18 protein-coding genes are annotated in these 25,464 nt (G+C 64.5%); 11 read left to right on the plus strand and 7 right to left on the minus strand.

Annotated features, from left to right (window positions below):
* The first annotated feature begins 42 nt into the window (after positions 1-42).
* The gene (locus ACOQPI_RS16770) at positions 43-729 is read left to right on the plus strand and encodes an HAD family hydrolase (RefSeq protein WP_420620755.1); all 687 of its coding nucleotides are present in this window, start codon (positions 43-45) and stop codon (positions 727-729) included.
* Between the two features lie 5 nt (positions 730-734).
* On the opposite strand, the gene ACOQPI_RS16775 is transcribed toward ACOQPI_RS16770, so the two are convergent.
* The 4 genes from ACOQPI_RS16775 to deoC are packed head-to-tail and all read right to left on the minus strand — an operon-like array spanning position 735 to position 4,651.
* Complete coding sequence (locus ACOQPI_RS16775; protein ID WP_420620756.1) at positions 735-1,382, minus strand: 5' nucleotidase, NT5C type; 648 nt, start codon at positions 1,380-1,382, stop codon at positions 735-737.
* The gene (locus ACOQPI_RS16780; protein ID WP_420620757.1) at positions 1,379-2,254 is read right to left on the minus strand and encodes an aldehyde dehydrogenase family protein; all 876 of its coding nucleotides are present in this window, start codon (positions 2,252-2,254) and stop codon (positions 1,379-1,381) included. Before ACOQPI_RS16780 ends, ACOQPI_RS16775 begins: the two co-directional genes overlap by 4 nt.
* Positions 2,251-3,708, minus strand: coding sequence for an aldehyde dehydrogenase family protein (locus tag ACOQPI_RS16785; RefSeq protein ID WP_420621058.1), 1,458 nt, complete (start codon positions 3,706-3,708; stop codon positions 2,251-2,253). The genes ACOQPI_RS16780 and ACOQPI_RS16785 overlap by 4 nt, the downstream gene beginning before the upstream one ends.
* Positions 3,709-3,730: 22 nt before the next feature.
* Positions 3,731-4,651: a deoxyribose-phosphate aldolase gene (deoC, locus tag ACOQPI_RS16790; RefSeq protein WP_420621059.1), complete on the minus strand. Its 921-nt coding sequence runs from the start codon at positions 4,649-4,651 to the stop codon at positions 3,731-3,733.
* 82 nt (positions 4,652-4,733) lie between these two features.
* Here deoC and upp point away from each other — a divergent pair, with 82 nt between their 5' ends.
* Positions 4,734-5,357: a uracil phosphoribosyltransferase gene (gene upp / locus ACOQPI_RS16795; protein WP_420620758.1), complete on the plus strand. Its 624-nt coding sequence runs from the start codon at positions 4,734-4,736 to the stop codon at positions 5,355-5,357.
* 59 nt (positions 5,358-5,416) lie between these two features.
* On the opposite strand, the gene ACOQPI_RS16800 is transcribed toward upp, so the two are convergent.
* From ACOQPI_RS16800 to ACOQPI_RS16810, 3 genes are all read right to left on the minus strand, one after another.
* A complete protein-coding gene (locus ACOQPI_RS16800) occupies positions 5,417-5,836 on the minus strand; it encodes a hypothetical protein (RefSeq protein ID WP_420620759.1) in 420 nt (139 codons plus the stop codon).
* A gap of 162 nt (positions 5,837-5,998) precedes the next feature.
* Positions 5,999-7,666, minus strand: a complete 1,668-nt coding sequence (locus tag ACOQPI_RS16805; RefSeq protein WP_420620760.1) for an N-acyl-D-amino-acid deacylase family protein — start codon at positions 7,664-7,666, stop codon at positions 5,999-6,001.
* Positions 7,667-7,671: 5 nt separating this feature from the next.
* Positions 7,672-8,685 (minus strand): NAD(+)/NADH kinase, encoded by a 1,014-nt coding sequence (locus tag ACOQPI_RS16810; RefSeq protein WP_420620761.1) that lies wholly within the window; start codon positions 8,683-8,685, stop codon positions 7,672-7,674.
* 143 nt (positions 8,686-8,828) lie between these two features.
* On the opposite strand from ACOQPI_RS16810, the gene ACOQPI_RS16815 reads away from it, so the two are divergent.
* The 9 genes from ACOQPI_RS16815 to ACOQPI_RS16855 all read left to right on the plus strand — a co-directional run bounded on the left by ACOQPI_RS16815 (position 8,829) and on the right by ACOQPI_RS16855 (position 25,461).
* The gene (locus tag ACOQPI_RS16815; RefSeq protein WP_420620762.1) at positions 8,829-9,374 is read left to right on the plus strand and encodes a LysM peptidoglycan-binding domain-containing protein; all 546 of its coding nucleotides are present in this window, start codon (positions 8,829-8,831) and stop codon (positions 9,372-9,374) included.
* Between the two features lie 317 nt (positions 9,375-9,691).
* Positions 9,692-10,621 carry a hypothetical protein gene (locus tag ACOQPI_RS16820; RefSeq protein WP_420620763.1) on the plus strand — a complete coding sequence of 310 codons (930 nt, stop codon included), beginning with the start codon at positions 9,692-9,694 and terminating at the stop codon, positions 10,619-10,621.
* Positions 10,622-10,726: 105 nt separating this feature from the next.
* The gene (locus ACOQPI_RS16825) at positions 10,727-11,356 is read left to right on the plus strand and encodes a peroxiredoxin (protein WP_420620764.1); all 630 of its coding nucleotides are present in this window, start codon (positions 10,727-10,729) and stop codon (positions 11,354-11,356) included.
* 46 nt (positions 11,357-11,402) lie between these two features.
* Positions 11,403-12,233, plus strand: coding sequence for an ABC transporter ATP-binding protein (locus ACOQPI_RS16830; RefSeq protein WP_420620765.1), 831 nt, complete (start codon positions 11,403-11,405; stop codon positions 12,231-12,233).
* Positions 12,234-12,288: 55 nt separating this feature from the next.
* Complete coding sequence (locus ACOQPI_RS16835; RefSeq protein ID WP_420620766.1) at positions 12,289-14,883, plus strand: ABC transporter permease; 2,595 nt, start codon at positions 12,289-12,291, stop codon at positions 14,881-14,883.
* A 63-nt stretch (positions 14,884-14,946) separates the two neighbouring features.
* Positions 14,947-17,613, plus strand: coding sequence for an ABC transporter permease (locus ACOQPI_RS16840; RefSeq protein WP_420620767.1), 2,667 nt, complete (start codon positions 14,947-14,949; stop codon positions 17,611-17,613).
* A 40-nt stretch (positions 17,614-17,653) separates the two neighbouring features.
* Entirely contained in the window at positions 17,654-19,198 is a 1,545-nt protein-coding gene (pgi, locus tag ACOQPI_RS16845) for a glucose-6-phosphate isomerase (protein WP_420620768.1), read from the plus strand.
* A 210-nt stretch (positions 19,199-19,408) separates the two neighbouring features.
* Positions 19,409-22,816 (plus strand): helicase-related protein, encoded by a 3,408-nt coding sequence (locus ACOQPI_RS16850; RefSeq protein WP_420620769.1) that lies wholly within the window; start codon positions 19,409-19,411, stop codon positions 22,814-22,816.
* Positions 22,813-25,461, plus strand: coding sequence for a DUF1156 domain-containing protein (locus ACOQPI_RS16855; RefSeq protein ID WP_420620770.1), 2,649 nt, complete (start codon positions 22,813-22,815; stop codon positions 25,459-25,461). The genes ACOQPI_RS16850 and ACOQPI_RS16855 overlap by 4 nt, the downstream gene beginning before the upstream one ends.
* Positions 25,462-25,464: the final 3 nt, after the last annotated feature.

Here is a 25,464-nt window from a genome sequence, read left to right on the forward strand (position 1 = left end):
TCCCATCGAAATCGTCGGATTGGCCTCGGGGATAGGCTCCCCATGATCGAAACCGTCGGCCTCGATGCCGATGACACCCTGTGGCACAACGAGTCGATCTTCGCCGACTACGAGCAGCGGATGGCCGATCTGGTGGCCCGCTACCTGCCCGATGTGGACTTCCACGAGCGGCTCATCGAACTAGAGCGGCACAACGTGGCCATCTTCGGCTACGGGATCAAAGGGTTCGTGCTGTCGATGATCGAGACCGCCATCGAGGCCACCGAAGGACAGATCACCGCGGAGGAGATCCACACCATTGTGGGCTGGGCCAAGGAAATGCACGCCCACCCAGTGGAGCTGCTCGACGGAGTAGCCGAGACCATCGAGGCGTTGGAGCACCGCTATCGCCTGGTGCTCATCACCAAGGGCGACCTGTGGAACCAGGAAACCAAGATCGCCGCCTCCGGGCTGGCCGATCACTTCGACGCAGTGGAGATCGTGGCCGAGAAGGACCAGTCCACCTACACCCGGCTGTTCGACCGCCACGACATCGCCATCGACCGATTCGTGATGGTGGGAAACTCGGTGCGCTCCGACATCGAGCCCGTGGTCGCTCTCGGCGGCCGCGGCGTCCACATCCCCTACCACCTCACTTGGGACCTAGAGCACGCCACCATCTCCCCCCACGACAATTGGGTGGAACTCTCCGACATCCGCCAACTCCCCCCCTGGCTGGACGGCCAGTAGCGGTCTTAGGCTGAACGGTCGTCTAGGCGGTCGGTGCTGGGGTCGAAGGTGGGGAGTTGGTGTTGGACGGCGCCTTGATGGGCGGCCAGCTCGTCGTACACCATGGCCTCCACTTCTTCCCAAGAGGTGGCCCGGGGCGGGTCTAATTCCCGGTTGTAGGGCTGGTCGAACACGATCACGGTTCGGCCCTCCGACCTGAGGGCCTCGACATTGTGGGGTGCGTCTTCGATGTAGATGTGGGCGTCCACCGCCGACTTTCCGCCTACGAAGCACAGGTCGCGATAGGGGATCTTGGCCTTGTCGAGCCACTCTGCTGTGTCGCCGGCGGCGATGGCGTGGTCCCAGTTGGTGTAAAGGCGGTGGGTGATGATGCGGATCCACACCCCGGCCTCCGATAGCCGCCACAGTGCTCGGGACGCGCCGGGCATGGGCGGTATGTCGGCCAGCATCCGATGCTCCTTCACCGCCCGGCGGTGGTAGGCCTCGAAGTCGCCGTCCTCGAACCCCCATTCCTGGAAGCCCCAACTGCACTCCAGGGTCAGCGACTCCTCAGGCACGCCCTTCTCCTGGGCCACGATCTTGCGGAAGGCCACAGTGTGCTGGGCGCACACCCCGTCGAGGTCGACGCCGAGGACAAACGGACCAGAGCTCATCTTCCCTTGGGGTGCCAGACGGTCTTGGTCTCGCAGAAGGCGTCGATGATATAGGGACTCTGGGCAGCCTCGACAGCCCATTGCCGCTCGGCGGGCGACGCGCTCACCACCCGGGTGATGGTGGCCGCCGCCTGTCGGGCGGCCTCGGCGGCCAATTCAGCATCGCAGCCGGTGAGGTCCAGCGAATCGACCGCCACATGGCCGGCCAACGGCGGGACGAGCTCGTCACGATGGCCGGTAAGGATGTTGACCACCCCGGACGGCACATCGCTCAGCGCCAGGGTCTCGGCCAAGGTGACGGCCGCCAGGGGACAGCGCTCTGAGGCCAGCACCACTGCGGTGTTTCCCGACACGATCACCGGGGCCAACCGGGACACCAGCGGCAGAAGGGGCGGTTCGTCGGGGGCCACAATCCCCACCACGCCGGTGGGCTCGGGCACGCTGAGATTGAAATAGGGGCCGGCCACCGGGTTGGCCCCGCCCAGCACAGTGGCGAACTTGTCAGCCCAGCCCGCGTACCACACCCAGCGGTCGATGGCCGCGGCGGTCTCGTCGGCAGCAGTCGCCTCGGTATACCCGTCACCCGCCCGGAGCACCTCGGCGCAAAACTCGTCTCGGCGGGATTCCATCACCTCGGCCACCCGATACAGGACCTGGCCCCGGTTGTAGGCCGTGCGCCCGGCCCAGCCCTCTTGAGCCGAACGGGCTGCCGCCACTGCGTCCCGTACGTCTTTGCGGGATCCCTGGACGGCGTGGGCCAAGAGCTGGTCTTCGGCACCTACCACCGGATACGACCGGCCCGACTCGGAGCGCTCGAACGCCCCGCCGATGAACTGCTTGTAGGTCTTGTTGACCATTAACCGAGTGTTCACGCCACCAACTCCACGTAAGGCAACAGCCCTGCCCGGCCGCCCTCGCGGCCGTAGCCGCTCTCCCGGTAGCCGCCGAAGGGGCTGGCGGGGTCGAACCGATTGAAGGTGTTGGCCCACACCACGCCAGCCTGCATCCGATCGGCCATCCACAAGATGCGAGACCCCTTCTCAGTCCAGATGCCGGCCGACAGCCCATAGGGCGTGTTGTTGGCCTTGTCCACCGCCTCCTCCGCGGTGCGGAAAGTGAGCACCGACAGTACCGGCCCGAAAATCTCCTCCTGGGCGATGCGGTGGGCAGTGGACACATTGGTGAACAGCGCCGGGGCGTGGAAGAAGCCCCGCTCGGGTAGCACGCACTCCGGCGTGTACAGCTCGGCCCCCTCGGCCACCCCCGAGGCCACCAGCTCTTGGATGCGGTTGAGTTGGGCTTGGGAGTTGATGGCCCCGATGTCGGTGTTCTTGTCCAGCGGATCACCCACCCGCAAGGTGTCCATTCGCCGCTGGAGCTTGCCCACCACGGTGTCGGCCACCGTCTCCTGCACCAGCAGGCGCGATCCGGCGCAACATACCTGGCCGCCGTTGAAGTAGATGCCGTTGACGATGCCCTCGGTCACCTGGTCGAGGGCGGCGTCGTCGAACACGATGTTGGCCGCCTTGCCCCCCAGCTCCAAAGTGAGGCGCTTGCCGGTCCCCGCCACCCCGGCGGCAATGGCCCGGCCCACCTCGGTAGAGCCAGTGAACGCCACCTTGTCCACTCCGGGGTGGGCCACCAGCGCGGCCCCGGCGGCGTCGTCTCCGGTAATGATGTTGACCACGCCGGGGGGAAGCTCGGCGTCACGCAGCACCTCGGCCAGCAGCAAAGCGGTCAGCGGAGTGGTGGGCGCTGGCTTGAGCACGACGGCATTGCCGCAGGCCAAGGCAGGAGCCAGCTTCCAGGCCGCCATGAGCAGGGGGAAGTTCCACGGGATGACCTGGGCAGCCACCCCCAGGGGTGCGGCTCGGCGGCCGCTGAAGGCGTAGTCGAGCTTGTCAGCCCAACCGGCGTAGTAAAAGAAGTGGGCCGCGGCCAGCGGGATGTCGAGGTCGCGGGACTCCCGGATGGGCTTGCCCCCATCCATCGTCTCCAGCACGGCGAACTCCCGAGCCCGTTCCTGCAACAGCCGGGCCACCCGGTACAGGTACTTGGCCCGCTCCGCACCGGGCAGATCACGCCATCCCCCTTCCCAGGCGGTACGGGCAGCGGCCACGGCCCGGTCCACGTCGGCGGCATCGGCCACGCTGACTTCGGCCAACGCCTCCCCGGTGGCGGGATTGACGGTGGGGGCGAGCTGACCGGCAGCTGGCTCCACCATCTCGCCCCCCACGAACAGGCCATACTGCGAGGCCAAGCGCACCGCGGCGGTGGATTCGGGGGCAGCTGCATACTCGAGATCGAAATCGCCTACCGGCGCCACCTCGTGTCCTGGAGACGAGCGGTCAGTCAACGCTGTAGTCCTCCCGCCGCTGATAGCGGCCGTCGCGGAGCTTGGCCCGCTGCATGAGCACGTCGTTGAGCAGGCTGGAAGCGCCCAATCGAAAACGCTCTGGGGTCAGCCACCCCGGTCCCAATGTCTCGCCCACAATCACCAGATAGTGCCAGGCCTGCTTGGCGGTGCGGATTCCCCCGGCCAGCTTGAGGCCCACGGACCGCCCGGTTTGCTCGGCCATGTCCCGGATGGCCTCGGCCATACACAAGGCGACAGCCGGGGTGGCCGAGGTACCGATCTTGCCGGTAGAAGTCTTGATGAAGTCGGCACCCGCCACCATGGCCAGCATCGACGCCCGCCTGATCTGGTCGTACGACCCCAGCTCGCCGGTCTCCAAAATCACCTTCAGGTGGGCCGACCCGCAGGCCTGCTTGGCCCCGGCGATTTCGTCATAGGCCTTTTGGTACCGCCCGGACAGAAATGCCGAACGGTTCAGCACAATGTCCACCTCGTCGGCCCCCGCGGCCACTGCCCAGGCGACCTCGGCCAGCCGAGCTTCCAGAGGGGCCAGTCCGGCCGGGAATCCTCCGGCCACGCTGGCCACCGCCACTGCACTGTCGGCCAGTGCCTCGGCGGCCACCGGCACCAACTCGGGGTACACGCACACCGCAGCCACGGAGGGAACCGACCAGTCGACCGCGTCGGGATGGCGGGCCCGGGTACACAGGGCCTCAACCCGCTCCGGCGTATCAGCACCCTCAAGGGTGGTCAGGTCCATCACCCGGATGGCCAAGTCAAGCGCCGCCGCCTTGGAAGATGTTTTGATCGACCGGGTACACAGCGCGGCAGCCCGTTGCTCCAGCCCCACCGCGTCCACCGGGGTGATGCGCACCCCGGCCACGGCATCGGCGGCCCCTGTCGGGGTCTCGATGGCGAGCAGATCGGTCACCCGCCCAAGGATAGGGCGGGAGTTCGACAACCAGTCACCCGTGATCAATGCCTAAGGTGAGGCTATGGAGGTTTCGGTTGTCGATCACCCGCTGGTGCAGACCCGCCTGACCGCCCTACGCGGGGCCGACACCCCTTCACCGGAGTTTCGACGGGCCCTAGATGAGCTGAGCGGACTGTTGGTCTACGAAGCCCTGCGGGATCTTCCTGCCGCCGTGGTCAGCGTCGACACGCCGCTGGCGCCGACATCTGGAGTCCGAATCGACGACCCCCCACTGCTAGTGCCGGTGCTGCGAGCCGGGCTGGGGATGCTCGAAGCCGCTCGCAAGCTGTTACCGGAGGCGGCCGTGGGCTTTCTGGGCGTGCGCCGCAACGAGGAGACGTTCCAGCCCGAGCCCTATCTCAACACCGTGCCCGACGATCTCCGCGGTCAGGCCGTGCTGGTATTGGAGCCGATGCTGGCCACCGGAGGGTCGCTGGCCTACGTGTGCGGGCGGATGGCCGCCGCCGGCGCCGGACAGATCACCGCAGTGTGCGTGCTGGCCGCCCCTGAGGGGGTGAAGGCACTAGAAGCCGCCGCTCCCGGCGTTCGCCTGTTCACCGCGTCAGTCGACGAGGGGCTCAACGATCGGGCCTACATCGTGCCCGGCTTGGGAGACGCGGGCGACCGTCAGTTCGGAGAGCTCTGATACATCGCGCGGAAAAAGAACAGTTCGGAGAGCTCTGAACTGTCCCGACAGGGGAAGGATCAGCCGGGGCCGCCGAGGTCGGTGTCGTAGGCGCTGTACACCACGTCGACGGCGTGGTGATTGAGCTGGTCCACCCGGTGGACGATGTCGGCCATCGACCGTTCCAATGTTGAGTCGGGCTTTTGGGTGTGCAGTCGGTGGATTTGCTCCTGCACCGAGGCTTGGAGCTGAACCTGCTCGGTGCGGATCTTCTTTACTTGGGGCACCAGCCGAGGGGCCAACTCGATGCAGTCATCGAATAGCCCGAGGTCGCAGTCCGAGCAGAATCCGGTAAGCACCCGGCTGAGTTCTCCGAGTTGGTCCTCTAGGCGCTGCACCCACTCGTCGAGATTGTCGGCGGGCATGCCCTCTGACAAGAGCGCTTGCAGGCCAACTCCGGCCCGGTTCAACTCAATGCGCCAGTCTGTGTTTTCCCCCATGGCGATCTCCTCGTCATCATGTGGGAACGACCACGCTGTCGCTCTTGCGTTTTGCTTGCGTTCGCTACTGCGATCGCTCTTGCGTTCAACCGCAGCTTAGGCTCACTCCCCTGGAGCGCGCCAGAGGACTTTGGCGAATTCTGCGGAAACGCCTGGTTGTGCCTAGCGGGCGGAGGGGCGCAGGATGTCGCCGGGGTGGGCGCCTACGCCGCTCTCGTCAACCTCGCCATCGCGGCGGATGGGGGCGCCGTTCACCAGCACGTGGGTGATGCCCACGGAGGCATCCGCGGTGAGCCGCTCGGCGTTGGCGGGGAAGTCCCGCACCCGGCGCAGTGGCCCGGGCGCCACCGTGTCGGGGTCGAACACCACCACGTCGGCATAGGCCCCCTCCCGCAGATAGCCCCGGTCCACCAGGTTGAACAAGTCGGCCTGCACTGCGGAGAGCTTCCTCACCGCCTTCTCCATGGGCATGAGCTCGCGGTCGCGCACCCAATTGCCCAAGAAGTCGGTGGCCTGCGGTGCATCGCACAGTTGGCCCACGTGGGCGCCGGCGTCGGACAGGCCCAGCGTGCAGCCGTCCTGCCGCAGAAGCATGGCCACCCCGTCGGGGTCGTCGTTGGCGATGATGCAGCTGATCCGAGTGGCCAGGTCGTCGGATACCGCGGTATCGAGAAGCACGTCGAGGGGGCGTACTCCCAGCTCTTCGGCGACGTCAGTGAGCCGTCGCCCGACCAATTCCGGGCGAGAAGCCGTCTCAGCGATCTGGAAGGTCTCCCACCGGGGAACCATGGCTTTCTGGTGCTTGAAAGCCTCCGCCGTCCGGTTGCGCCAGTCCTCATCGTCGTAGGCCTTGAGCCGAGCGTCGTGGTCCTCGCTCATCAACGCGGCGAACTCGGGGTTCACGTTGAGAGTGAACGGATCGGTCATCACCATTTGGAAGGTGAGCGGACGAGGAGTGACCTGGGGCCACACCTCGATGCCCTCCTCCCAACCGGCCCGGTTCCGGGCGGCGCTCTTCTCGTGGTTGCCGTTGGGGAAGGTCAGCAGGGCGCCATAGGTGAACGGCACTCCCACCTGGGGCTGCAACGCGTACATATCGTCGATGCCCACCTGCTCTCCAGGGGCAATCGACACTACGCCCCGGCGCTTCTGGCCGAGCACGCCGATGAGCGCCTCGAACTCGTCCCGGGTGGCGAATCGGCTGGGGATAGGCAGTCCATCGGCCCCGCGGTGGGTCATGGCAAAGCTGGTGGCCAGCCCGGCCGCCCCGGCATCGATGGCCTCAGCCACCACCTCCACCATTCGGGCCACCTCTTCATCGGTTGAGGCCCGCTCGTAGGCCTCGTCGCCCACCACAAACAGCCGCAAGGCGGTGTGGCCGATGTAGGCCCCGAAGTTGAGGGCGATGCCCCGTCGGGAGATGGAGTCCAGATACTCCGGGAACGTCTCGAAGTCCCAGGGGATGCCCTCGGCCAGGCTGTCCACGTTCATGTCCTCGACGTTCTCGAGCGTGCGGGCGATGAGATCCTGGTGGCTGGGCCGGGTGGGAGCGATGGAGAATCCGCAGTTGCCGGCGATCACCGAAGTCACCCCGTGATAGCACGAAGGTGTGAGGGCCGGATCCCAGAACACCTGGGCGTCGTAGTGGGTGTGGATGTCGATGAAACCGGGGGCCACCACCTGGCCGCTGGCATCCAGTTCGACCTTGCCCGACAGCCCCGAACCGATCTCGCTGATGCGGTCCCCGGTGATGGCGACATCGGCCTCCCGTCCTGGCTCTCCTGAGCCGTCCACCACAGTTCCCCCGCGAATTACTACGTCTGCACTCATGCGTCTCAGTCTCCCACGCGAATTTCGAACTTGCCCGTTCGAGCACCGGAGAGCACCACCGAGCCCACATCGATTACCCGGGGCCCACCACGCACCACCCGCAACAAAGCGATCTGGCCGGAGTGCAGGAGGCGGCTGCGCTCTCCGTCGAAGGCCAGCAGACATGGCCCGGCCACTTCCACGGAGACGTCGAGTTCCAGATATCGGCTTCGGGCCAAGCCAACCGACGCAAACCACCCCGGTGCCAGCGCGCCCCGCACCAGCCGAGCCGGATTCTGGCTCGGGGGCATGAACTCCAGCACCACCCCCTGTTCCTCGTCAGGAGTGCAGGGCAACACCGTGCCCGCCAAGCCGCTGAAGCCGATGGCGGCAGGGTCGGCGCGGGTCAGTACGCCCAGCATCAAGGTTTCGGGGTCGAACAGTTCCAGAGATCCCACATAGGGGTCATCCACTGCGATGGCATCAACAATGGCCATGTCGGTTTCGGTGCCGGAGTCGCCACCGGTCACCTCCACCGCCACTACCTTGGCCCGGGATGAGTGGGCGTCGAGGTTCACTGCTCCGGTGGCAATGAGCCCCGCGGCCATACCGGCCACGGTGGGCTCAACGTGGATGGGAAAGGCGTTGTTGGTACCGGTGGACACCGGAATCAGCGGGGCGTCGGGCCATCCCAGGGCCAGCGCCCGATTGGTGCCGTCGCCGCCCAAGCTGACCACCGAGCCGCACCCCGCGTCTCGCATGGCCTGAGCCGCATCCACGGAATCACGTTCGTTGTGGTGCAGGGGCAGGTCGAGAAACTCCATCTTCAGAGGCAGCTGAAGGTTCTCAGTCGCCCGGCGGGCGATGGAGAAGGGATCCCGGGTCAGCACCACCTGCTCGGCACCCGCCTCCACCGCTCCGTGAATGAGGCGGCGGAGAATGCTGATTTTGTCCTCGATGGTGGACGAGCCGGCACTGGTGAGGAGACGCCGCACATCGCTGCCCGATCGCGGGTTTACCAGGATGCCGAAAGTGGACACTCCTCCATGTTGTCAGCACCCGTTCAGTGGGTGGTCATCCACAGTCATTCGCAGTCCTCAGTACACCACGGTGATCGCTCTTTTTTAGGTTTGGGAGCGCGTTGCGTATTGTTGAGGGCCACTGGTTCAGAGGAGGTGTCGCCATGCGCCGGGCTCAATTGTTGTTGATGGTGCTGATGTTGGCCGTGTTGGGCGCGGCCTGCGGCGGCGGAGGGGGAACGACTTCGGAAGAACGCCCGCTCGGCGCGGACTCAGACGAGTTGGCCCCTCCCACCGCTCAGGTCGTCGTTCCGACCCCGCCCCCCACCCCTACGCCAACCTCAACCCCCGAGGCATTCATCTACGTGGTTCGAGAGGGCGACACGCTGGGTAGCGTCGCCGACGAGTTCGGCATCACCTGGCAGGAGATCGACGCGATCAACGAGTTGGAGAACCCCAACGTCTTGAGCATCGGCCAAGAGATCGAAATCCCCCAAGACGCGCCGGTGGTTCTCAACAGCGACGGCACCGTCCGCCCCGGCGAGCGCACCCATATCGTTGTCCAAGGCGACACACTGCTGGGGATCGCCCTCCAATATGGAAAGACGCTGGATGAGATCACCGAGGCCAACAGCATCGTCGCGGCCGAACTGATCCAGGTCGGCCAAGCGTTGATCATCCCCCCCGACGAGGAAGAGCCCGCTCCCTAGCGGCGGTTATCCACAACTTGGGCTGACCACACCCTCATGGCGGATATCCACAACTTGCGCTAACCGCGCTTCTAGTGTGGGCCATATGGCCGTTCCGGCTCGCGCCTGGTTATTTGCGCCGAGAGCGCGGCGCAAAGCCACCATGTGGTGTCCACGCTGCGATGTCACATGGTGGGGCACGGCGCGCGACACCTGTTGGTCGTGCCGCCAGCACACCGCCACCACTCCGGCCCCGACCGCCAATGTCCGCGTGCTGGCTGCCAGCACGGTCGGCGAGTCGTGAACGTCGGGGTTGTTCTTCCCGCGATTGTCCTCTCGTGAACGCCGGGCTCGCCATTCCCGCGATCATCATCTTGGGGTGCGGTCTGCTGGCCGGCATCGTGGCCATGGCTACCCGCAAGAAACGGGCCCTGTGGGATATCTTCCCGGGTCCGGAAGCAAGCCAGGCCGCCTCAGAAAAGGGGCCGGTGCCTTTCGACGGCGAGCTTGATTTCTCCGATTCCGAGGACGAATCAGAGGCCTCCAACGAGAAACCGAAACTTGAACTGGTAGGTGACACCACAGACGAGGTGCCCCACGCCGTGGACACCTCTCGGCCCGACCATGAGGGCCTGGCCGAGTGGCACCGGCACCACGACCAGACGGTCTCGGCCTGGATCGAGAATCACCAGAAAGTGCTAGGCGAAATCAATGCCTCGGGCCTCCAGATCGACATGGACAATCGTGACGAACTCTTGGCCGGCCACGAAGAGCTGGCCCCGAAGATGCGGGAGGCCATCGCCAGCCATCCTTCGCCGGTCATGAGAGCCGAGCTGAGCGCCATGCACGTGGCCGGGGAGGCAGCGGTGTTCGCGGTGATCAAAAGCGACTACGCCACCGCCCGTCGCCAGCACCTCATCTATGTGCAGTATCGGGACGAGTGGATCGAGCGGCTGCGCCAATTCTCCGAAGAGCCCATGAGCAACCTGCGGGCGGTTATGTCCACCGCCGAATTCGAACTGGAGGAGATACGCACGGCACTGGAGACGGCGTTAATCGAAACCGATGAGCCAGAAGAAGACGAGCCCGATTTCGAGGCCCCGATCATGGTGCGAGATGACTCAGGGTCCGCCTTCGACTTGGAAAACCATCCCGAGGATGCCCTTGAGGTTGCGGTCGGCGTGCCCGAGGACACCACCGAGGACCTTGAAGGCGGTCGCATCCGCCGCCTTCTGCGCCGGCGCGGCACCTCCGAAGACGCGGAGTAGAGAAAAGCCGCGACATCAATCCAGACCTCTTTAGTCAGGTATTGCCTCCGCGGAGTAGGGTGGGCAGACTTCTTTCATCAACTGCCGCGCAGCAAGGAGACAAACATGGCTATTCGACTGGGGGATGCCGCCCCCGATTTCACTGCCGAGACCACTGAGGGAACCATCTCTTTCCACGAGTGGAAAGGGGACTCGTGGGCGGTTCTGTTCTCCCATCCCAAGGACTTCACCCCAGTGTGCACCACTGAGCTGGGCTACACCGCCCAGCTGGCCGAGGAGTTCGCAGCCCGAAATGTGAAGGTGATCGGGCTGTCGTGCGACTCGGTGGAAGACCATGTGGCCTGGTCGCAGGACATAGAGGACACTCAGGGCATCCGTCCCAACTTCCCGATGATCGGCGACGCCGACCGCGCCGTGGCCGACCTCTACGACATGATTCACCCCAACGCCAGCGACACCATGACGGTGCGCTCGGTGTTCGTGATCGGCCCCGACAACACGGTCAAGCTCACCATCACCTATCCGGCCAGCACGGGGCGCAACTTCGACGAGGTGCTGCGGGTGATCGACTCGCTCCAACTCACCGCCACCAAGAAGGTGGCCACCCCGGTGAACTGGCAGCACGGCGACGACGTGATCATCGTGCCCGCCCTTTCCAATGAAGAGGCCGCGGAGCTGTTCCCCGACGGCTGGGACGAGCAGAAGCCCTACCTTCGTGTAGTCTCCCAGCCATAATTTCCGCCGACAAAGGTCCGGCTCACATCAACGAAGGGCTATCTACATGAGTGACGCGTCCATGCTGGCCACCGACACCATGGCCGCCGCCCGTGCGGTAAACGCGGTGAAGATCTACGGGTCGGGCGAGACCGAGGTTCGAGCCCTCGACGGGGTGGACATCACCTTCGAGAAGGGCAAGTTCACCGCCATCATGGGCCCGTCGGGCTCGGGCAAGTCCACCCTCATGCACTGTATGGCCGCGCTCGACAACCTCACCGAGGGCCAGGCATTTATCGGCGACACCGACCTGAGCACTCTCTCCGACAAAGAGCTCACCATGTTGCGCCGTGACCGAGTGGGGTTCATCTTCCAGGCGTTCAACCTGGTCCCCACACTCAACGCCATCGAGAACATCACCCTGCCGATGGACCTGGCCCGACGCGAGCCCGACCAGGAATGGGTCGACAGTGTGATCGCCACCGTGGGGCTGCAAGACCGATTGACCCACCGACCCAACGAGCTGTCGGGCGGTCAGCAACAGCGGGTGGCGGTGTCGAGAGCGCTGGCCAGCCAGCCGGAGATCATCTTCGCCGACGAGCCCACCGGGAACCTCGACTCCCGATCGGGCAATGACGTGCTCAAGTTCATGCGCGAAGCGGTGGACGATCTAGGGCAAACCATCGTTATGGTCACCCACGACGCCAAAGCGGCATCCTTCGCTGACCGGACAGTGTTCTTGGCCGACGGCCTGCTCCAGGGCGAGATGCTCAACCCCACCGCCGATCAGATACTCGATTACATGAAGATCCTGCAAGTGGGCCAGTTCGTCAAGGGCATACCAGAGGGGGCCACCATGGAAGAGATCTTGGAATACATGAAGGATCTGGGCGACTGAGCTAGGTCGCAGCCAAGTAGCCCGACCTCTAAGTTCATGATCCGGTAATCGGCCAATGACTCTCCTGCGATACAGCCTCCGGAGCATCGCCGGCGTCAAGGTCCGGTTCGCGCTCACCACCCTTGCCGTAGTCATCGGGGTGGCCCTCACCACCGGGGTGCTGATCTCCACAGACGGCCTCCGCGCCTCCCTCAACGACCTGTCGGGGCAGATTTACGAGAAGTACGACTTCACCGTTCGCGCCGCCTCCGACGTCGGCGACCGGAACGAGGGCGTGCCGCTGGTTCCTGTGTCGCTGAGCGAAGAGCTCATGTCGATGGACGGAGTAGAAGCCGTGGCGGGTTTGGCGCAGGAATTCAACGTCGTGGCCATCGACGGCGAAGGCAACGCCTTGGACCCCGGCGTAGGCCGACAAATCGGATACGGCTGGCCCGAAGTTGAGTCGCTCAGCACGATCTATGTCTACGACGACGGCATCAGCCGCCAGCCCGTCGGGCCCGATGAATTCGCCATCGACCACTACACCGGCCGGGAGAACAACTTCGTCATCGGTCAGCGCTACAAGGTGGCCACCCCTGGGGGCACCGGCGAATACGAGCTGGTGGGGTACTTGTACTTTCTCGACCCTGAGACCCGGGTAGCGCTTCAGACCGTTTCGTGGGACATGCCCACCGCATTGGAACTCTTGCACGATGGCGGCGGCTACGACCACATCCACGGGAAGCTGTCACCGGGAGCGAGCTACGAAGAGGTGGCCGCGGCCATCAGTGCCCTCGTGGGCCCCGATATCGAGGTGGTCTCCCAGCAGGACAACATCGATGAGAGCAACGCGGAATTCGCCGGAAACATCGACCGTATCCAAAACCTCCTGTTGGCTTTCGCGGTGATCGTCTTGATCATCTCGGCGTTTATCACTTACAACACATTCACCCTGGTCATGGGGCAACGCATCAGGGAGTTGGGCCTGCTGAGGGTACTGGGCGCCGAGCGGCGCCAAGTCGCCCAAGTCGTGGCGGTCGAAGCCTTGATCGTCGGGATCGTGGCCACCATCGCGGGATTCGGACTCGGCATATTGGTGGCTCTTGGTATTGCCGGAGCACTGAACAGCGCCGGCGCCCACCTTCCCGCTATCGACATCATCATCGGAGGGTGGACCGTTGCAGCCGCGGTGATCATCGGCATCGGTGTGACCATGGTGACCGCCATCTGGCCGGCCATGCGGGCCCGCCGGGTGACGCCCATGGTGGCGCTGGCCGACGAGGCCGAGATCGATCCCTTCAACAAGCGGCGCGCCTTGGTCATCGGATCGGCAGCCGGCGGGGTGGGGCTGATCCTGATGCTGATTGGTCTGCTGGCCGGTCTTCCTACCTCCCAGCTTTTGCTACCGCTCGGGTTGGGGGCGTTGTTGATGCTTCTGGGGGTCAACATCGCCACGCCGGGGATCGCCCGGTCGATGTCGCTGTTCTTGGGATGGCCGGCCGACCGGCTGTTCACCATCAACGGGCGGTTGGCTCGGCTCAACGCGGCCCGCAACCCACGCCGCACCGCCACCACCGCTTCAGCGCTCATGATCGGCTTGGCCATGGTGTCGCTGGTCACCGTGCTCGGCACATCCCTCAAACAAACCTTGACTAGCCAACTAGAGGGTTCGGTGGAGGCCGACTGGCTCGTTTGCGTGAACGAGTGCAACACCGATTTGAGCACGTTCAGCACCGCTGTGGGCGCGTTCAGCCAAGAGGCCACTCTGCAAATGTCGGAGATGCCCGAGGTGGAATCGGTGATGGCCTTCCGATTCCGCCCCGACGGAGCGCTCGCCCCCGATGGCGAACAGCGCCGCCTGACCGGCACTGACCTCGACTCGTTCTCACTCCATGTCGACCCGGGCGTGGTCTCCGGGAACTTGGAAGGCGCAGGCTCCGGCGATGTGCTCGTTCACAAGGATCTAGCCGACGATCTCGACATCGCCGTCGGAGACCAGCTGCTCCTCGAGTTCCCCGGCGAGCAGACGTCGACGTTTGATGTCGTCGCCCTTCACACCGAGGATTCCGTGGTCGGTCCGTTGGTGGTTGACTTCAGCGACTGGGACCAATTTATGGGCGGCACCCAGGACAATCTGGCCACGGTCATCATCGCTTCGGGGATTGACACGGACCAGGCCCGGTCCAGCCTGGAATCAGAGCTCGCCGACTATCCCCAGGTTGTGGTCAAGGACCAGGCCGAATACCGGGAGGGCAGGGCCACTGAGATCAACACGTTCCTGGTGATCATCAACGTGTTCTTGATCCTCGCTTTGCTCATTGCGGTGGTGGGCATCTCCAACACCATGGCCCTTTCGATCTTCGAGCGAACCCGCGAGCTGGGGCTGGTGAGGGCCATCGGCATGGCCAAGAGGCAAACCTGGGGGACGATCTTCTTGGAGAGCATCATCGTCGCCGTCTTCGGGGGAATCGTGGGCATTGCGACCGGCGTGGTGGCCGGCGCCATCGCCGCGGCCGCCCTTCCCGACAGCGTGATCTCCACCGTCAGCGTGCCGTGGCTCACGCTGGTGATCTACCTGGTGGTGTCGGCGGTGGCCGGAATGCTGGCCGCCTTCTTCCCGGCCCGCCGAGCCAACCGCCTCAACGTGCTGGAAGCCATCGCTCACCAGTAATACTTACTCATCGGCCTCATCCGCTACGCCCTGAAGAGCATCGCCGGAACTCGCATCCGGTTCATGCTGACCACGCTGGCCGTTGTCGTGAGCGTGGGCTTCACCGTGGGCGTGCTGGTGACTACCTCGGGGCTTCGCTCCACATTCGACAACCTCTCGGCGGACATCTTCCAGGGCGTTGATCTGTCGGTGCGCCCCGAGCTGGTGTTCGGCGACAGGGGCGAAAGCGGAACGCTGGTCGACCCCGAGCTCCTCGATGACGTGCAGTCGGTGGACGGGGTGGCCGCCGCGGTGGGGACGGTGGTCGAATTCAACGTGATTCCCATCACCGCTGACGGCGAGGCATTGGAGCTGTTCGGGCCACCCCAAATCGGCATCGGCTGGCCCTCAGACGACTCCCTCGGTGCCTTGGAAGTGTGGCCCGACGGCGTTAGCCGAGTCCCCACCGGACCCGACGAGTTCGCCTTAGATGCCGACACCGCCAACGACAACGGCTTTGAGGTGGGCCAGCGCTATCGGGTGTCTACTCCCTCCGGCACCGAATCGTTCACGCTGGTCGGGCTCTTCCGCTACGGCAGCGGCGACAACGCCACCGCGGGCGCGCAGATGACGGCGTGGGATATCGAAACCGCCCGCCAGCTTTTGCACAACGGAGGGGGTTTCGACAGCATCGACATCCGGCTGGAGCCCAACACCTCGCCGGAGGCGGCATCGGCGGCCGTCGCCACCGTGCTTGACGATGGCCTAGAGGTGGTGGCCAACGAAGATCTGGTGCAAGAGCAGGCCGACCTGTTCGACGAGTTCATCGGCTTCTTCGAGTACTTCATGTTGGGCTTCGCAGTGGTGATCCTGGTGGTGTCGGCCTTCATCATCTACAACACCTTCACCATCCTGGTGAGCCAGCGCACCCGGGAGCTGGGGCTGCTGCGGGCCTTGGGGGCCAGTGGACGGCAGGTCACCGCCATCGTCGTCGGCGAGGCCATCGCCGTCGGAGTGGTGGCCAGCGCCGCCGGCCTCGGGTTGGGCGTGCTGATTTCCCTGGGCATCCGAGCGTTGATCGCCAGCTTCGGCGCGGGCTTGCCCGACTCGCCCATCATCGTGGGCACCAACTCAATTCTCGCCGCGATCCTGGTGGGGGTGGGTGTGACCGCGGTGTCGGCCATCTGGCCCGCCCTTCGAGCCCGCCGGGTAACACCGATGGCGGCGCTCACCGGGAACATGCCGCCCCGCCTCACCGAGGAGCGCCGGTCTACGGGGCTGGAGAAGCTGCTCACCGCCTCCAGCGTGATCTTGGTGGCGTTCGGAATCGTCTGGGAGACCGCGCTGGTCATCATCGTCACTGCACTTGCCGCCGCTGTGCTGGCCTTCGTCGGCGGCCGCAACCTGCCCCAGCCGGTGGGCCAGGCCCGAGTGCTGGTGTTGGGTTTGGCCATGCTCATAGTGGCCGTGGTCGGAGACTTCTCCACCAGTTCGCTTTTGGCCCTGCTGGGCATGAGCGCGCTGTTGGTGTTTGTGGGGATGAACCTAGTCAGCCCGGTATTTGCGGTACCGGTCTCCAGGGTCTTGGGATGGCTGCCGGCCAAGATCTCCGAGGTCAGTGGGCGGCTGGCTCGCCAAAATGCGGAACGCAGTCCCCGGCGAACGGCCAATACCGCCTCGGCGCTCATGATCAGTCTGGCTCTGGTGTCCATGGTCTCGGTGCTGGGCCAGTCGTTCAAGCAGACTCTCGAGGACACCTTGGACCGCTCGGTCAAGTCCGACTGGCTCATCTGCCCAGGAAACTGCGGTGACCCCACGGCAACGTTCAGCCCGCAAGCAGCCGGGAGCATCAGCGAGATGGACGAGGTTTCCTCCGTGCTGGCCTACCGGTACAAGTTCGAGGGCATCCGCTCCCCGATCGACGGCGATGTCGACGAAGTTGGGGCCGTTGATTTGGATGTCGTGCCCCTGCACTTCGACCTCGACGTGGTGGAGGGGACCTTTGCCGGTGCCGGCGCCGGCGATGTGGCCCTTCACACCGACCAGGCTGAGAACTTGTCGGTCGGCGTTGGCGATCCGGTGGAACTGGAGTTCTCCGACGGCCAGACGGCGACCTTTGAGGTGGCGGCCATCTTCGGCGACAACGCGGTGTTCGGCTCCTGGCTGATCGACACCGCCGATTGGGATCGCTACCTCATCGCCCAGGAGGACGCCTTCATCTCCGCTCTCACCGCCCCGGGTTACACCGCAGACCAGGCCCGAGAGGCGCTCGAGCGGGTGACTCTGACCTACCCGCAGCTCAATGTGCGAGACCAGGTCGAGTTCCAGGAAACCCAGGAGAGCCAGATCGACACGTTCTTGGGGGTGGTCAACGCCTTCTTGGCCATCTCCCTGATCGTCGCCCTCATGGGGGTGGCCAACACGCTGGCCCTCTCAGTGTTCGAGCGGACCCGGGAACTGGGCCTGTTGCGAGCGGTGGGCATGTCCCGGCGCCAAGCCCGGCGGATGATCCGCTGGGAAGGGGGCATCGTGGCCGTGTTCGGCGGGCTCATGGGCATCACCGTCGGGGTGCTGTTCGGCTGGGCCACAGTGGAGATCATCCCCGACAACTTCGTCTCGTCGTTCTCCATACCGTGGGGCACGCTCTGGATCTACTTGGTGATCGTGGCCGTCGCCGGTCTGCTGGCCGCTTCGATACCCGCCCGTCGGGCCAGTCGCCTCAACGTGCTGGAAGCCATCTCCTACGAATAGTCGGCCAGCGGCCACCAAACACCCGGTTACGCTGCGGGTGATGCACGACACCGTCGAGTGGCAGGCGCTGAGCACTCACCGAGAGGCACTCCACGGCGTCCACCTGCGGGAATTGTTCGACGGCGATTCCAACCGGGGCGAGCGGCTTGTGGCCGAGACCGACGGCCTGCTGTTGGACTACTCCAAGAACCGCCTGACTGATGAGACGATGGAGTTGCTGGCCGCCCTGGCCGACAGGGCTGGGCTACGGCACCGAATTGAGGCCATGTTCAGTGGCGAGCCGGTGAACACCACCGAGTACCGCCCCGCCTGGCACGTCGCCCTGCGCCAACCCAACCCGCCCCCTGAAGTCCGCGCTGAATTCGATCACATGGCGGAATTCGCGGCCGAGGCCCGCAGCGGCCGCTGGCAATCGGTGGTGAACATAGGCATCGGCGGGTCGGACCTGGGGCCGGCCATGGCCGCTGCGGCGCTGGGCGCCTTTGCCGACACTGATTTGGATGTGCGATTCCTGTCAAACATCGACGGTGCCCACTTCCGGGAGGTCACGCAGGGGCTGGACCCAGACCGGACCCTGTTCATCGTGGTGTCCAAGACGTTCACCACCACCGAAACTTTGACCAACGCCACCACTGCACGAGCCTGGGTCGCCGACGCGGTGGGCGCAGAGGCCGTCGGCAGCCACTTTGCCGCGGTCACCGCCAGCCCAAACAAGGCCCAAGACTTCGGTATCGACGCGAATGCCGTCTTCGCCATGTGGGACTGGGTGGGCGGCCGTTATTCACTGGCCTCAGCGGTGGGGCTCAGCCTTATGGCCGCCGTCGGGCCCGACGCCTTCGCCGACATGCTGGCCGGGATGCACCACATCGACGAGCACTTCCGCACCGCCCCGTGGGCCGAGAACCTCCCCGCCCTGCTGGGGCTCATCGGAATCTGGAACCGCAACTTCTGGGGTTGGCCCACTTATGCCGTGCTCCCCTATTCCCAGGAGCTGGCCCTGTTCCCCGCCTACATCCAACAGCTCGACATGGAGAGCAGCGGCAAGTCGGTACAAGCCGACGGCACCCCAGCGGCCACCGCCACCGGCCCGGTGGTGTGGGGCCAGCCGGGAACCAACGGTCAACACGCCTTCCACCAACTGCTGCACCAGGGCACCGACATCGTCCCGGTGGACTTCATCGGCTTCTGCCGCTCGAACCACTCCCACATCGAGCACCACGACCTGCTCATGTCCAACCTGTTCGCCCAGGCCGAGGCCCTGGCCTTCGGCGCCCCCGACGCTGGCAACCCCCACCAGCAGTTCTCAGGCAACCGGCCCAGCACCGTCCTTCTTGCCGACCAACTCACCCCCCGCACTCTGGGCCAGCTCGTGGCCCTCTACGAGCACAAGGTGTTCACTCAAGCCACCGTGTGGGGCATCAACCCCTTCGACCAATGGGGAGTCGAACTGGGCAAGACCCTGGCCACCAACATCGCCGCCGAACTCACCGGCGCAGCCCACCCCAACCCGGCCCGAGACTCCTCCACCCAATCCCTCATCAACCGCTACGTCAGCCGGGGGCCATCACGAGCCCAGAACAAGTGAATAGCCCAAAAAGGTGTCTCGTGACGAAAGCTCGCCCTGCCTCACCCATTATGTGAAGAGCCAGAACCCATCAATACCTGGGCGATTTGCGGCAGAACCTGCAAAGGACAGCGAACTCTGTTGGGAAGCAGGCAACACTAGACAGGGCGGAACTGGTGTCATTGGTGGTGGGTAGAGTGCTGGGATGCTCGGGGCGATGTTGGGACCAGAATGGCCGATCCTGACCAGCTGGTGAAGGGCGCCCGGGTGTGTTTGCCTGGGGACGATGATGTGATGACGCTGGTGCAGGTCACCCAGGGGGCGTTCTGGGAGATCGTCTATCGGGGTTCGGACGGCAGCCTGGGCGAGGTCACACTACCTGAGGCTGAAGTACCAGAGATCAAGCTGATGTCATCGGCGGGACCGGTTCGCTTCAGCGGAGATCCCCGCCGGTTTCGGCTGGGAGTAGAGGCACTGCGGATCGAGAACATGTTTCGTCACGACATGGCGGCGTTGGCCGTGTCGAATATCTCGCCTCTGCCCCATCAGCTTGACGCGGTGTATGGGTCGCTCTTGCCGGAGCCGGTGCTGCGGTTCTTGTTGGCTGACGATCCAGGCGCTGGCAAGACCATCATGGCTGGGCTTTACATCAAGGAACTGATGCTGCGCCATGCCGCCGATCGGGTGTTGATCGTGACTCCGGCCAACCTGCGCCCGCAGTGGCAGCGTGAGCTGGCAGAGCGGTTCGACATCCACTGCACTCAGTTCGACTCGGCAATGCTGCATGCCCATCCGACACAGAACCCTTGGGATCAGCACGATTTGGTGGTGGTGTCGCGGGATTTGCTCCGGCGAGAGGAGGTTATGGAGGGGTTTGCCAGCGCCGAGCGGGAGTGGGATTTGGCCATCATCGACGAGGCTCACGGGTTCACGCTCGATGTCGACAGCAAAGGTCTGATCAAAAAGCGCAGCGAGCGCTACAAGGCGGCTGAAGTGGTGGCCCGGAAGGCGCATCGACTGATCCTGTTGACGGCCACGCCGCATTCGGGCCGCAACGAGTCAATGTGGGGACTGCTTCGTTTGCTCGACCCGGACGCCTATGGCGACCGCTGCCCTTCAGGCGATGTGCCGCTGAATCCCCACCAGTACCGGAAGGTTGCCAAGGAAGAGATGGTGGACATGAGGGGCGAAGCTCTGTTCAAGCCCCGTCACCCGCACACGGTGGCCTACAGCCTCGCGGGCGCGGAACGGGACTTGTATGAAGCGGTCACCAGCTTTGTGTCCACTGAACTGGCTCGCATCCGAGGCGAGAGCGGCCCACGGGTTGCCGGTTTTGCGCTCACTACCATGCAGCGGCGGCTGGCGTCGTCGCTCCGGGCCATCAAACGCACCTTGGAGCGCCGTGTCAATCGCTTGGAACAAGCGCTGGAAGACCCCGCGACCTATCTGCGGAACCGCCAGGAGTTCATCTCCGGCGTCTACGGCGAACAGCATCCCGACGAGTTGGGCGACCTCAACGAAGACGAGCGCTGGGAGATGGAAGAGAGGGCCCTCGAGGAGTGGTTACCGGGAACCATCACAGAGCTGGAGGAGGAGTTGACCGCATTGCGCCCCCTGCTCATCCAGGCCGAGGAGGCTGAGGCAGCGGGCACGGAGGTGAAGCTGAACGAGTTGCTCGAAGTAGTGCGCCAAGAGGGCCTGAGCGACGATCCGTCGGTCAAGTTGCTGATCTTCACTGAGCACCGCGACACCCTCCACTATCTGGTGGAGAAGTTGTCGCCAGACTTCGATGTGGTTTCCATCCACGGTGGCATGAGGCTGGGAGACCGGATTGCCGCGGAAAGGGACTTTCGGGAACGGGCCCAGGTCATGGTGGCCACCGAGGCCGCCGGAGAGGGCATCAACCTCCAGTTCTGCCACCTGATGGTGAACTACGACATCCCGTGGAACCCGAACCGATTGGAACAGCGCATGGGCCGCATCCATCGCATCGGCCAGACCCGCGACGTGCATATCTATAACATGGTTGCCGCCAACACCCTTGAGGGTCACGTGCTGGCCACCCTTCTCCAGAAGTTGGAGAACATGGGCCGAGTTCTCGGAGACAAGGTGTTCGACGTGATCGGGGAGACCTTTGCCGGATATCGCCTGGCAGAGTTGATCGAGCAGGTACTGGCCAAAGAAATCAGCCCAGACGACGCGGCCGAGAGCATCGGAGGAGACCAAGCCGATCCCGAGACGGAGGCGAGGTTCCGCGAGCTCACCAAAGAGGCGCTGGCGACCCGCTACCTGGATTGGCAATCACAAGCCGAAGCCGCTGCTCGAGCAGCGGAGCGACGACTCCCGCCCGGCTACATCGAGAAGTTCTTCACCGACGCAGTGGACTTCTTGGGCGGCAAAGTCGAAGATCGGCTCGACCCCGGCACCCTGCGAGTAACCCGCACACCCGACAAACTGGTAGCGGGGTCTCGGGCCGCTGGTGCAACCCGAGAGGTGTATCCGAGCTATGAGCGCATCACCTTCGACAAAGCAGTTCGCCTGCGGGCACACACCAGCGGAGGCGAACACGCCGTCCCAGAGGCTGAACTATGCGGTCCCGGCCATCCCCTCTTCGATGCGGCGCTCAACACCGTGATCGTCCGCACCCGGGCCGATGTGGAGGCAGGCGCGGTGTTCGCCGCCCCCGACGTTGATGCGCCAACAGTCTTGTTCTTCCTCACCGGAGATTGTATGGACGGCACTGGCGAGATGGTCCACCGGGCATTTGCCACCGTTGCCGAACCGCAGGGCCAAGCTCTCAGGCCAAGCCGTGAACTGCTGTATGACATGTTCTTCCACGATGCTGAAGCACCCGAGGTGACTCTTTCTGATGTCGACAAGGTCGTGAACTGGGCGCGGCAACACGAGTTCGAGCCTCACTTCCAGCAAGCCAGCACCGAGCGGACTCGGGTCGTTCGAATCACCGAGGACTACCTCACCAAGGCATTCGCAGAGATAGCGGCCCGTCAACAAACCACTCTGCTTGACCTTGATGCAGAGGTCGAGCGCGGAGTGGCTGGCGCAGAGGGTCGCCGCCGACAAGCCGAGCTCGCAGCGGCAGAGACCACCGCGAAACGCGATGAGCGCCTAGACAAGACCAGGCGCTCTCGCAATGTGAAGCGCGGCCCAGTGCGGATCATTGCTACCGCGTTGGTGGTTCCCAGCCTTACCGTGGGCGACGACCGTCCCATTGATACAACCGGCAAATTTTCTAGCCGTGAGATTGAGCAGATCGCCGTGAGGGAGGCGACGCGCTACGAAACCGATGTGCGCGGAGCAGACATTGTGAAGTCTTTTGAAGCGCAGAAGATCGGCTTCGACCTTCTTTCCTTGACGGGCATTGACCGGCGCTGCATCGAGGTGAAGGGCCGGGCCGGAGTGGGTGGAGTGGAACTGACCTGGTCGGAGTTTGCCAAGGCCCTTGAGTTGGGTGAGGACTATTGGCTGTACGTGGTGTTGGACTGCGCCACCCCCAACCCTCGCCTCTATAGGGTGCAGGATCCGGCCAAGGCCTTGGCCAGCGCTTGGTCGTCCAAACTCGATGTGCGTTATCGAGTTGCCCCCCAGCCGGTCATCGATGCCGCCGAGGCACAGCCATGACCCGTCGGAAACTGATCGAGGCGGCGCTCCCGCTGGCTGCGATCAACCACGCATCGGTCACCGACAAGCGCACTCATGACGGACATATCTCCACTCTGCACACCTGGTGGGCTCGGCGTCCGCTGCCCATGGCCCGGGCAATGGCGGCAGCCGCACTGATCGAAGAGGGAGCGGACGCCAGCGAAGTGCTGTCCAAGATCGGCGACGCGATGCCGCCCAAGAGACTGCTCTACAACGATGCGGTGGGTTGGCTCAAGAAGCGAATCCGGCAAGACCATTTGCAGCCGCCGAAGGTGCTCGACTGTTTTGCGGGCGGGGGCGCCATTCCATTGGAGGCCATGCGACTGGGCTGTGACACCACAGCCATGGACCTGAACCCGGTTGCCCATCTGGTGGAGCTGGCCTCTCTTGACTATCCCCAGCGCTTCGGGGATACAGACCTGGACGGACGCAACACCCTGGTGGTGGACGTTGAGCGATGGGCGGGGTGGGTGGCCTACAAAACCGAAAAAGCTGTGGCCCATCTCTATCCCGCCGCCGAAAGCCGCCCGCCGGTGCCCTACTACTTCTGGGTGCGGACCATGCCCAGTCCCGATCCGGGCCGGGAGGTCGAGATTCCGATTCTCAGCTCTCGGCTCTTGGCTGAGGGGCGTCGCCACGCGTGGGTGACTACCTCGGTGACGCCGGACGGCGTGGACATTGAAGTCCATCAGGGCGAGCTTCCCGACGACCCGACCCTCAAAGACGGATTCGAGTCGGCAGGAAGCGTTACCTGCCCGATTTCGGCGGTCACCGCTCCCCAGCGCGACGTGAAGGCCCACGGGACAGCCCACGGTTTCGGTTATCGGCTGTACGCCGTCTGCGACGTTGACGGGCGAGAGCGCACCTACCGCGCACCGACTCCGGTTGAGTCGGAGGCTCCTGTGTTGGCGGCCGACGAACTTCCTGCCCTGGTCGACGACGAGTTCGACGACGGAACGGCTCGCCTGCCCGATGAACAGGTAGACGAGATCGGCTACAACAATTTGCAGTTCTTGCCCTATGGCTATCGCACGTGGCGATCGCTGTTCACCGACCGGCAACTGGTGCTCTATGCGACGCTGAGCGCCAACATCCGCGCCGCCCATGAGTCGATGCTGGCCGAGGGCATGGCTGCGGACCGGGCCCGGGCGGTGGCCACCTACCTTGCTTTCGCGCTCGACAAGGTGGCGGATCGGAACTCGGCGTTCTCCAGTTGGCAGACCGGCGGCGAGAAGATACGAGCGACGTTCACTGGCCAAACGGTGCAGATGCGCTGGGACTTCTGCGAGAACTATCCGTTCCGCACCGGGTCTGGTTCTTGGAACGACGCGGTGACGGCAATCGGCAAGGTGATCGAGCACTGCTCACAGACCGGGGAAACCCCGGCGCGGGTGCTGCGGGGCGACGCCCGGGCCATGCCATTCGCTGATGGTGAGTTTGATGCCGTCCTCATCGATCCGCCCTACTACTTCTCGGTCATGTACTCCGATCTGTCGGACTTCTTCTATGTGTGGCTCAAGCGGTCGGTCGGCCACCTGTACCCCGAGCACTTCGCCACCCCGTGGACCCCCAAGGCTCAAGAGGTTGTGCAGAACCGCTGTCGCCCCAGCATGGGGGGCTACATCTCCGAGGAGGAGTTCGACCGGCGGCTGGCCGACGCGTTGTCGGAAGTGGCCCGGGTGGTCAAGCCCGACGGGGTGGTCGCTCTGGTGTTCGCCCATACTGCGGTCAAGGCGTGGGAGAAGTTGCTGCGCGCGCTGCGAATCGCGGGCTTGAGCGTTACCACCTCGTGGCCTATCCGCTCGGAGATGGCTGGCCGGCCAGTCGCCCATGTCAAGGCGACCTTGGCTAGCTCGGTGGTGCTGGTGTGCCGGCCCAACAATGAGGCCGGCGATGCGTTCTACGACGAAGTAGAGGCCGAGCTGAATCGGGTGGTCGGTCAGCGGTTGAATGAGTTCGAGGACTTGGGGTTGCGGGGCGCGGATTACTTCGTGTCGGCCATCGGCCCAGCCTTCGAGGTATTCGCCAGCCACCGCTCGGTCACCCGACTGGATGGGACTGAGGTGTCCATTGGCGATCTCATGGAACTGGCCCGCAAGGCTGTTGCCCGCCACGCGATGGGACGTCTGCTCGCGGCCGATACGCTCGGCGTGCTTGACGACCGATCCCTGCTCTACGTCACCTGGCGATGGGCATACCTGACGGTGCCCGTCCCCGCCGATGAGGCCATCAAGCTCTCCCGGGCATTCTCGGTAAGCCTTGACGATGTGACCATGCCCGGCGGGATGGTCAGCCGCAAGGGCAAGAACTTCTCACTGCTCGGCCCCCACGAGCGCCCCGACGTTCGGCTGCGGCCCGACAGCCCGTTGATCGACGTTCTGCATGTGGCCTCGCAGCTTTGGGATGCGGGCCGGGCCAACGAAGTGATTGAAGTGCTTGCTGCCTCGGGGTGTGGGACCATGCCCGGGTTCTGGGATGTAGCCCGTGCTTTGGCAGAAGTGCTTCCTGAAGGGCAACGGGAGCGCACCATGTACCAAGCGCTCGCCACGTCACAGCAGCGTCTGGCCGAGGCGGCGGCAAAGCAGCCGGCAACAAGCTATGAAGAACTCCAGCTTTCCTTCTGATAG

This window comes from Candidatus Poriferisocius sp. (genome assembly GCF_965219815.1).
GTDB lineage: Bacteria > Actinomycetota > Acidimicrobiia > Acidimicrobiales > Bin134 > Poriferisocius.